General features: G+C 65.2%; 6 protein-coding genes. 1 reads left to right on the forward strand and 5 read right to left on the reverse strand.

The window, feature by feature from the left end:
• Positions 1–61: 61 nt before the first annotated feature.
• From ABQZ09_RS15345 to ABQZ09_RS15365, 5 genes are all read right to left on the reverse strand, one after another.
• Positions 62–958: a DUF58 domain-containing protein gene (locus ABQZ09_RS15345; protein ID WP_349777306.1), complete on the reverse strand. Its 897-nt coding sequence runs from the start codon at positions 956–958 to the stop codon at positions 62–64.
• Between the two features lie 7 nt (positions 959–965).
• Positions 966–1,958, reverse strand: coding sequence for an AAA family ATPase (locus ABQZ09_RS15350; protein ID WP_349777307.1), 993 nt, complete (start codon positions 1,956–1,958; stop codon positions 966–968).
• Between the two features lie 106 nt (positions 1,959–2,064).
• Positions 2,065–2,862 carry a DUF4159 domain-containing protein gene (locus ABQZ09_RS15355; RefSeq protein WP_349777308.1) on the reverse strand — a complete coding sequence of 266 codons (798 nt, stop codon included), beginning with the start codon at positions 2,860–2,862 and terminating at the stop codon, positions 2,065–2,067.
• A 21-nt stretch (positions 2,863–2,883) separates the two neighbouring features.
• Positions 2,884–4,218, reverse strand: coding sequence for a TldD/PmbA family protein (locus ABQZ09_RS15360; protein ID WP_039406491.1), 1,335 nt, complete (start codon positions 4,216–4,218; stop codon positions 2,884–2,886).
• A 14-nt stretch (positions 4,219–4,232) separates the two neighbouring features.
• Positions 4,233–5,867 (reverse strand): TldD/PmbA family protein, encoded by a 1,635-nt coding sequence (locus ABQZ09_RS15365; protein ID WP_039406515.1) that lies wholly within the window; start codon positions 5,865–5,867, stop codon positions 4,233–4,235.
• A gap of 334 nt (positions 5,868–6,201) precedes the next feature.
• On the opposite strand from ABQZ09_RS15365, the gene ABQZ09_RS15370 reads away from it, so the two are divergent.
• Positions 6,202–6,390, forward strand: a complete 189-nt coding sequence (locus tag ABQZ09_RS15370) for a hypothetical protein (RefSeq protein WP_184553729.1) — start codon at positions 6,202–6,204, stop codon at positions 6,388–6,390.
• Positions 6,391–6,794: the final 404 nt, after the last annotated feature.

Genomic DNA, 6,794 nt, shown 5'->3' on the forward strand with positions numbered 1-6,794 from the left:
CCGGCCGCTGACCGGCTGGCCGCCAACCACGCGCGCCGCACGGCGCACTGCACCCGCACGCTCATCGCGTCATGCCCCGGGCAAACACCTGGCGCAGGGTGGCGTCGGGCGGTGCATCCAGATAGTGCACGGCGTGCGCGATGCCGGCGGCCTGCCAGCGTGCCTGACGCGCGCGCTGGGCGGCGGCAAAGCGCTGCAGGTAGTCCGCGCGCATCGCCGCGCCATCGCCGAGCAGTTCTTCGCCGGTTTCCGGGTCGCGGAAGCGGTGGCCGCCATCGAACGGGAAATCGCGCTCATCGCAGGTCAGCACCTGCAGCTGCACCACGTCGCGGCGGGCGGCGGCGAATTTTTCCAGTGCGCTGGCCAGTTCTTCATCGAAGCCGTCGCCGATGGACAGCAGCAGGTCGTGTGCGGCGATGCGTTCCCATAACGGACGCACCGCATCCAGCCCCGGCCAGCGGCCACCGGCGCGCAGGCCGTGCAAGGCCAGCCACAGCCGGTCGCGCTGGCGGCTGCCGACACCGGCCGGCACCGCCACCAGGCCGCCGCCATGCAAGGCATACAGCCCGACGCGATCGCCCTGCTGCAGCGCCACCTCTGCCGCACAGGCGGCCAGCGTGGCCATCGTGTGCAGGCGGGTGTGGTCCCGGCGCGCGCTGTCGGCCTGCCCGGCCGATGCGGTGGCATCGAGCAGCAGCCACACGGTGAGCGGGCTTTCGCGCTCGGCTTCGCGCACGAAAAAGCGGTCCGAGCGTGCGTACAGCTTCCAGTCGATCTGGCGCAGCGCATCGCCCGGCTCGTAAGCGCGGTATTGGGCGAATTCCAGACCGGCGCCGCGGCTGCGGCTGGCGTGCTGGCCGATGCCGTGGCCGCCCTGGGCCTGACGCGCCCGCAGCTGCAGGCCGCGCAGGCGGCTGCGCACATCGGCTGGAATCAGCGCCGGCAACGGGGCGTGCATGTCGCGCTCAGCCCGGGTACGGCACGGCGTGCAGCAGCGCGGCGACCACATCGTCGGCGCTGCGCTGTTCGGCCTCGGCGGCAAACGACAGCAGCAGGCGATGGCGCATCACCGGTGCTGCCAGCGCCAGCACATCCTCGCGGGTGGCAGCCAAGCGCCCGTGCAGCAAGGCACGGGCCTTGGACGCCAGCACCAGCGATTGCCCGGCGCGCGGGCCGGCGCCCCACTTGACCCACTGCCGCACCGCGTCGGCGGCCTGCGGGCCGGGCCGGCTGGCACGCACCAGGCGGTTGATCCAGGTCAGCAGCTCCGCGCCCACATGCACATCGCGCACCTGTCGCTGCAGCGCCTGCACACTGGCCGCGTCCATCACCTTGGGCACCTGCGCGCTGGCGCTGCCGGTGGTCTGGCTGAGGATGTCGCGCTCTTCCTGCTCGCTGGGGTAATCCACCCGCACATGCAGCAAAAACCGATCCAGCTGCGCTTCCGGCAACGGGTAGGTGCCAGCCTGTTCGATCGGGTTCTGCGTGGCCAGCACGAAGAACGGCGCCGGCAACGCATAGGTGGTGCCGGCATAACTGACGGTGCGCTCGCTCATCGCCTCCAGCAGCGCCGCCTGGGTCTTGGGCGGGGTGCGATTGAGCTCGTCGGCCAGCAGCAGGTTGGTGAAGATCGGGCCCTGCTGGAAACGGAAATGCCGATGCCCGGTGCCATGGTCTTCTTCCAGCAACTCGGTGCCCAGGATGTCGCTGGGCATCAGGTCGGGGGTGAATTGCACGCGGCGGAACTGCAGTTCCAATGCCTGGCCCAGCGAGCGCACCAGCAGCGTCTTGCCCAGGCCGGGCGCACCTTCCAGCAGGCAATGGCCGCCGGCCAGCAGGCCGATCAACAACTGCTCCACCACTGCGTCCTGCCCAACCACGGCCTGGGCCAGCGCGGCACGCAGTGCGCCAAGTTGCGAGAGCTGGGCGCTGAGGGTGTCTTCGTTGGGGGAAGTCATGGAAAACGTCTCGTTATGTGGCTGCTGGCGTAGGAGCGCGCTGGCGCGCGATGTGGCGTTACCGATAAAGCCTCATCGCGCGCCAGCGTGCTCCTACGGATCGATGTCAGTTGGTCAACGCATACATCACGATGTTGACGCCGAAGCGGGTGTTGTCTTCGGCCAGGAAGCGCTTGTTGCGCCAGTCGTAATCCCATTCGCAGCCGTAATCCTTGTTGCTGTACAGCACCCCCAGCCGGCCGTCGATGCTGATGCCCTTGAGGTAATCGTGCACCAGGTCATCGCCCCAGCCATTGAGCTCGAAGCCGGTGGCCGGCGGGCCATCGGGAAACTTGAAGAACGCGCTGTAGAGGCGATGCGACTTGGGCAACTTCTGCAATGCGGTCTTGCCGAACATGGAGGCCATCTGCGCTTCGAACGAGGTGGCGAACAGGCCATCGATATCGTGATTGCAGTCGTCCACGAACACGAAGCCGCCATTGCGTACGTAGTGCTCGAAATTGCGCCGCTCGGCCGGATTGAACTCCACCAGCTTGTGCCCGGACAGATAGCAGAACGGCGCCTGCAGCATGCGCGGGTCGGCCAGATCCAGCACATGCTCCTCCGGGTCCACGCGCAACTGGGTGTAATCGATCAACGAGGTGATCAGGTTGGACGGCATGCGCGCATCCACATCCCAATCGCCCGAGTCATACCGCAGCCGGGTGAACCAGAAATCGTAATGACCCGCCGCCCGTGCCTGCCGCGGTAGCGCCAACGCAGCGACGCTACCGAGCAGCAGACCGAGAAAGTGGCGGCGATCAGCCAAGCACGGCACCGGGGATCGGAGCGCTGGAACAACACGTGCCGGCAAGATGACGGGCGCAGGAGAGCTGCATGCGCTCTCCGAATCCCGAATCCCCATTCCCGAATCCCTGCCCCTCACTCACACCGCATCCGACAACGAGGTAAACGTAAAATCACGCAGCCGCATCGGCGGAATCATCATCACGAAGCTGGATTCGTCGCCAGCCACGCGCACCGGCTTGCCGAGTTCGTCGATGTTGTTGAGCATGATCACCGGCGATTCGTTGAAGCGGAAATTCTTCACCGGATACTTGATCTGTCCGTTCTCGATGTAGAACGTGCCATCGCGGGTGAGCCCGGTGAGCAGCACGGTCTGCGGGTCGACCATGCGGATGTACCAGGTGCGCGTGACCAGGATGCCTTTCTCGGTACCGCGCACCAGCTCGGCGATGTTCTTGTCGCCGCCGGCCATCAGCAGGTTGCCCGGCTCGCCGACCGCACGCTTGCCGTTCTTCTGCGCCCAGAAACGCGAATACTGCAGGTTGGCGATCTTGCCGTTTTCCACGATGGCCATCTTCTCGCGCGGCAGGCCTTCCTCGTCCCACGGCAGCACCGCCGCGCGCGCATCCCACGGGTCGGCGGTGATGTTCACGCGCGGGTCGTAGACCTGCTCGCCGAGCTTGTTGCCGCCGCCCTTCTTGGACAGGAAGCTGCGGCCTTCATCGGCGCGGCGTGCGTCGAAGAAATTCATCATGAAGGAGATCAGCCCGGCCGCCGCGGCCGGCTCCAGGATCACCGTGTACTTGCCCGGTTCCAGTGCCTTGGCCTCGGACGAGTCGCTGGCCTTGCGCATCGCAATGCGGATGTCCTGCTCGGCCTTGAAGTCGGCGGCATCCTTCAGGTTGCGGCCCACCCAGCCCGAACCGCGGCCATCTTCGGTGCGTACGGTGCAGGTGTAGTCGAAGCGCGCACCGCGCTGGTAGCCGAAGTTGCCCTTGCTGTTGGCGAACGCGGTAAAGCTCTGGCCGTCTTCCAGAAAGCCGGCGGCGATCAGGCCCTTGCCCTTGCACGGTGCGATCGAATCGGCCGCGACCTGCGCACGGAACGTCGGGTCCACCGCTGCCGTGGACTCGCTGAAGGTGGGGCTGGGTTTGTAGGTCTGCTTGTCGACCGCCGGCATGAACTCGGGGTTTTCCGGGGCCAGCCGCGCCAGGTCTTCGGCGCGACGCACCACCCGTTCCAGCGAGGCGTCATCGAATTCGTTGATGGTGGCAACGCCCACGCGCTTGCCGAACGCCACCTGCACCTGCAGGTCGGTGTTGTCGACGATGCCGCTGGTGGACACGTTGTTGAGCGCAAACCGGATGTTGCCGTCGATCGAGCCGGTGAGCGTGGCGGTGCACTCGTCGGCCTTGGACAGCTTGATGACCTTGTCCAGAATGGCCTTGGCCTGCGCTTCGGTAAGGATGCTCATGTGGGTTTCTCCTGTCAGCCGAGCGAGCGGGCGGTGTTGATGACGTTGATGCCGTCGAAACGGGCGGTGGACGACCCATGCGAGACCGCCGAGACCTGACTCGGCTGGCCCTTGCCGTCGAAGAACGAACCGCCCAGGCGGTAGTCGCGCTGATCGGCCACGGCGCTGCAGGCATTCCAGAATTCCGGCGTGCGGATCTGGTAGGCCACGTCTTCGAGCATGCGGGTGATCGCACCATTCTTGATTTCGTAGAACAGCTGCCCACCGAACTGCGCGTTATAGCGCTGCTGGTCGATCGAGAACGAGCCGTCACCGATGATGTAGATGCCGTTTTCCACGTCCTTGATCAACTCGCTCACGCTCAGCGGCGTCTTGCCGGCCGCCAGCGACACGTTGGCCATGCGCTGGAACTGCACGCTCGACCACGAGTCGGCATAGCAGCAGCCATCGGACGCGGTCTTGCCCAGGATATGCGCCTGGTCGCGGATGGCCTGGTAATCCACCAGCTTGCCGTCGCGGATCAGGTCCCACTGCTTGGTCTTGACGCCTTCATCGTCGTAGCCCACCGCGCCCAGGCTGCCGGGCTGGGTTTTGTCGGCCAGGATGTGCACCTTGTCGCTGCCGTACTGGAAGTTGGCCTTGAGCTTGTCCAGCGTGGCGAAACTGGTGCCGGCGTAGTTGGCCTCGTAGCCGAGCACGCGGTCCAGCTCCAGGGGGTGGCCCACCGACTCGTGGATGGTCAGCCAGGTATGCGACGGGTCCAGCACCAGGTCGTACTTGCCCGGCTTCACCGATGGTGCCTTGAGCTTCTCCTGCGCCTGTTTGGCGGCGGCGATGGCGTCTTCCTTCATGTCGTAAGACAGGCCGTAATTCACCACGCCGTTGGGCGAGACGAACTTGCCGGATGCGGCGCCATCCAGATATTCGTAACCCATGCCCATGGGAGCGGACAGACCATCGCGCGTGCGGAACTTGCCGCTGACCTTGTCGATGGCGGTCACGCTCATCGGGGCCCAGATGCGGTGCACGTCCTGGTCGATGTAGGAGCCGTCGGTGCTGGCGAAATATTTCTGCTCGTTAACCACGAACAGCATCGAGTTGACGAAGTTGGCGCCGGCCGCGGTGGCTGCGGCGTTGACGCCGAGCAGCAGGTCCACCTTGTCCTTGATCGGCACTTCCATCGCGTTCTTCTTGATCGGCGTCTTCCAGCTGACTTCGCCAACGCCCGGCGTCGGTGCCAGCTGCACCGGCGTGCCCTGCACCTTGGCGTTGGCCTTGGCAATCGCCGCTGCCTGCGCGGCGGCCTTGGCCACGCCTTGTTCGGTGAGCTCGTTGGTGGCGGCAAAGCCCCATGCACCGCCCACGATCACGCGGACGCCGGCCCCGATGGACTCGGTGTTGACCACGTTCTGCACCTTGTCTTCGCGGGTAATCACGAACTGGCGCAGATAGCGGCCAATGCGCACGTCGCAATAGCTCGCCCCTGCCTGACGCGCAGCGTTCAAGCCGGCGTCGGCCAGGCGCTTCTTGCGGCCCACATCGAAGGGTGTCAACAACTGCTCGGCGGCGATCGCCTTGCCGAAATAGGCCGGCACGATCAGCCCGCCCATGGTCAGCCCGGTGAGGGCCAGGAAATCACGTCGCTGCACGGGCAACTCCCCAATAGTCCCGCGCGGCGCGCAGGTGGTGTGGTGATGCGTGGAGCGCTCCACGCGGCATCGCCGATTCTTGCCGGGCGATGATTGCTGCGTCAAATGACTTTCGGCAGGGGTCCGTGATCAGGTGGAATACCGGCATGCATCGCGTGGTGCAGCTTGGCTGCCTGCGAACGTGGCGAGCGCCGCTGGAGGAACGTAGACCGCGCGATCGTTTTGCCACCCAGGGCAGTCGATTCGTCGCAGGCCGGATCAACCGCCACGTTGCTGCAAGGACCGTCCACGATGGTCGGTGCGCAGAGCGTCAAAAAGAAACCAGCAACATGGCATGTTCGTTTTAGACAAAACCACCAGCCAACTGTCCGGCGTGGTGTGGGCAGGCAAGGATCAGTGGAGATGGTCGGTGCGCACGGGTTTCAACAAGCAGCTGGCAAGATGGCGACGCGGCATCTTCGCTATTCAACACACCACCGGCCAACTGTGGCGTGGTGTCTTCGCCTCGACAAGACTTCAATAGAACAAATTGATCGCGATACACACGCACGATGCGGTCGTCGCTACCTGATTGCTCGACCCAGGTAGACCAGGCGCAAATCGGATTATCTGCGCCTTTGCTGCAGGGCCCTTGCCCGCCCACCATCGCGGGACACGCTGCAAGTACATCCATGTAGCTCCGTGGCGGGATCCATGCCGCCAAGGGTCCCGCGACGGTGGGTGGGCAAGGACCAGTCGAGATGGTCGGTGTGTAGAGCTTTCAACAGAGCAATCAGCAAACCGTGCGACGCGGTGTCTTTGCTTTTCAACAAAACCACCAACCAACTGTCTGGCGTGGTGTCCTCACCGCTTGCGGGACCGTGTGGCGGCATGGATGCCGCCACCGAGCCTACAGGGACGTACTTGCGGCGTGTCCCGCGAGCGGTG

The sequence above is a fragment of the Xanthomonas sp. WHRI 6106 genome (assembly GCF_040202405.1).
Classification (GTDB): Bacteria; Pseudomonadota; Gammaproteobacteria; order Xanthomonadales; family Xanthomonadaceae; genus Xanthomonas; species Xanthomonas cannabis.

Coding starts and splice junctions, on each gene's coding strand:
- ABQZ09_RS15345 (WP_349777306.1), bottom strand. CDS start 958: ATGCACGCCCCGTTGCCGGCGCTGATTCCAGCCGATGTGCGCAGCCGC.
- ABQZ09_RS15350 (WP_349777307.1), bottom strand. CDS start 1,958: ATGACTTCCCCCAACGAAGACACCCTCAGCGCCCAGCTCTCGCAACTT.
- ABQZ09_RS15355 (WP_349777308.1), bottom strand. CDS start 2,862: ATGGGGATTCGGGATTCGGAGAGCGCATGCAGCTCTCCTGCGCCCGTC.
- ABQZ09_RS15360 (WP_039406491.1), bottom strand. CDS start 4,218: ATGAGCATCCTTACCGAAGCGCAGGCCAAGGCCATTCTGGACAAGGTC.
- ABQZ09_RS15370 (WP_184553729.1), top strand. CDS start 6,202: ATGTTCGTTTTAGACAAAACCACCAGCCAACTGTCCGGCGTGGTGTGG.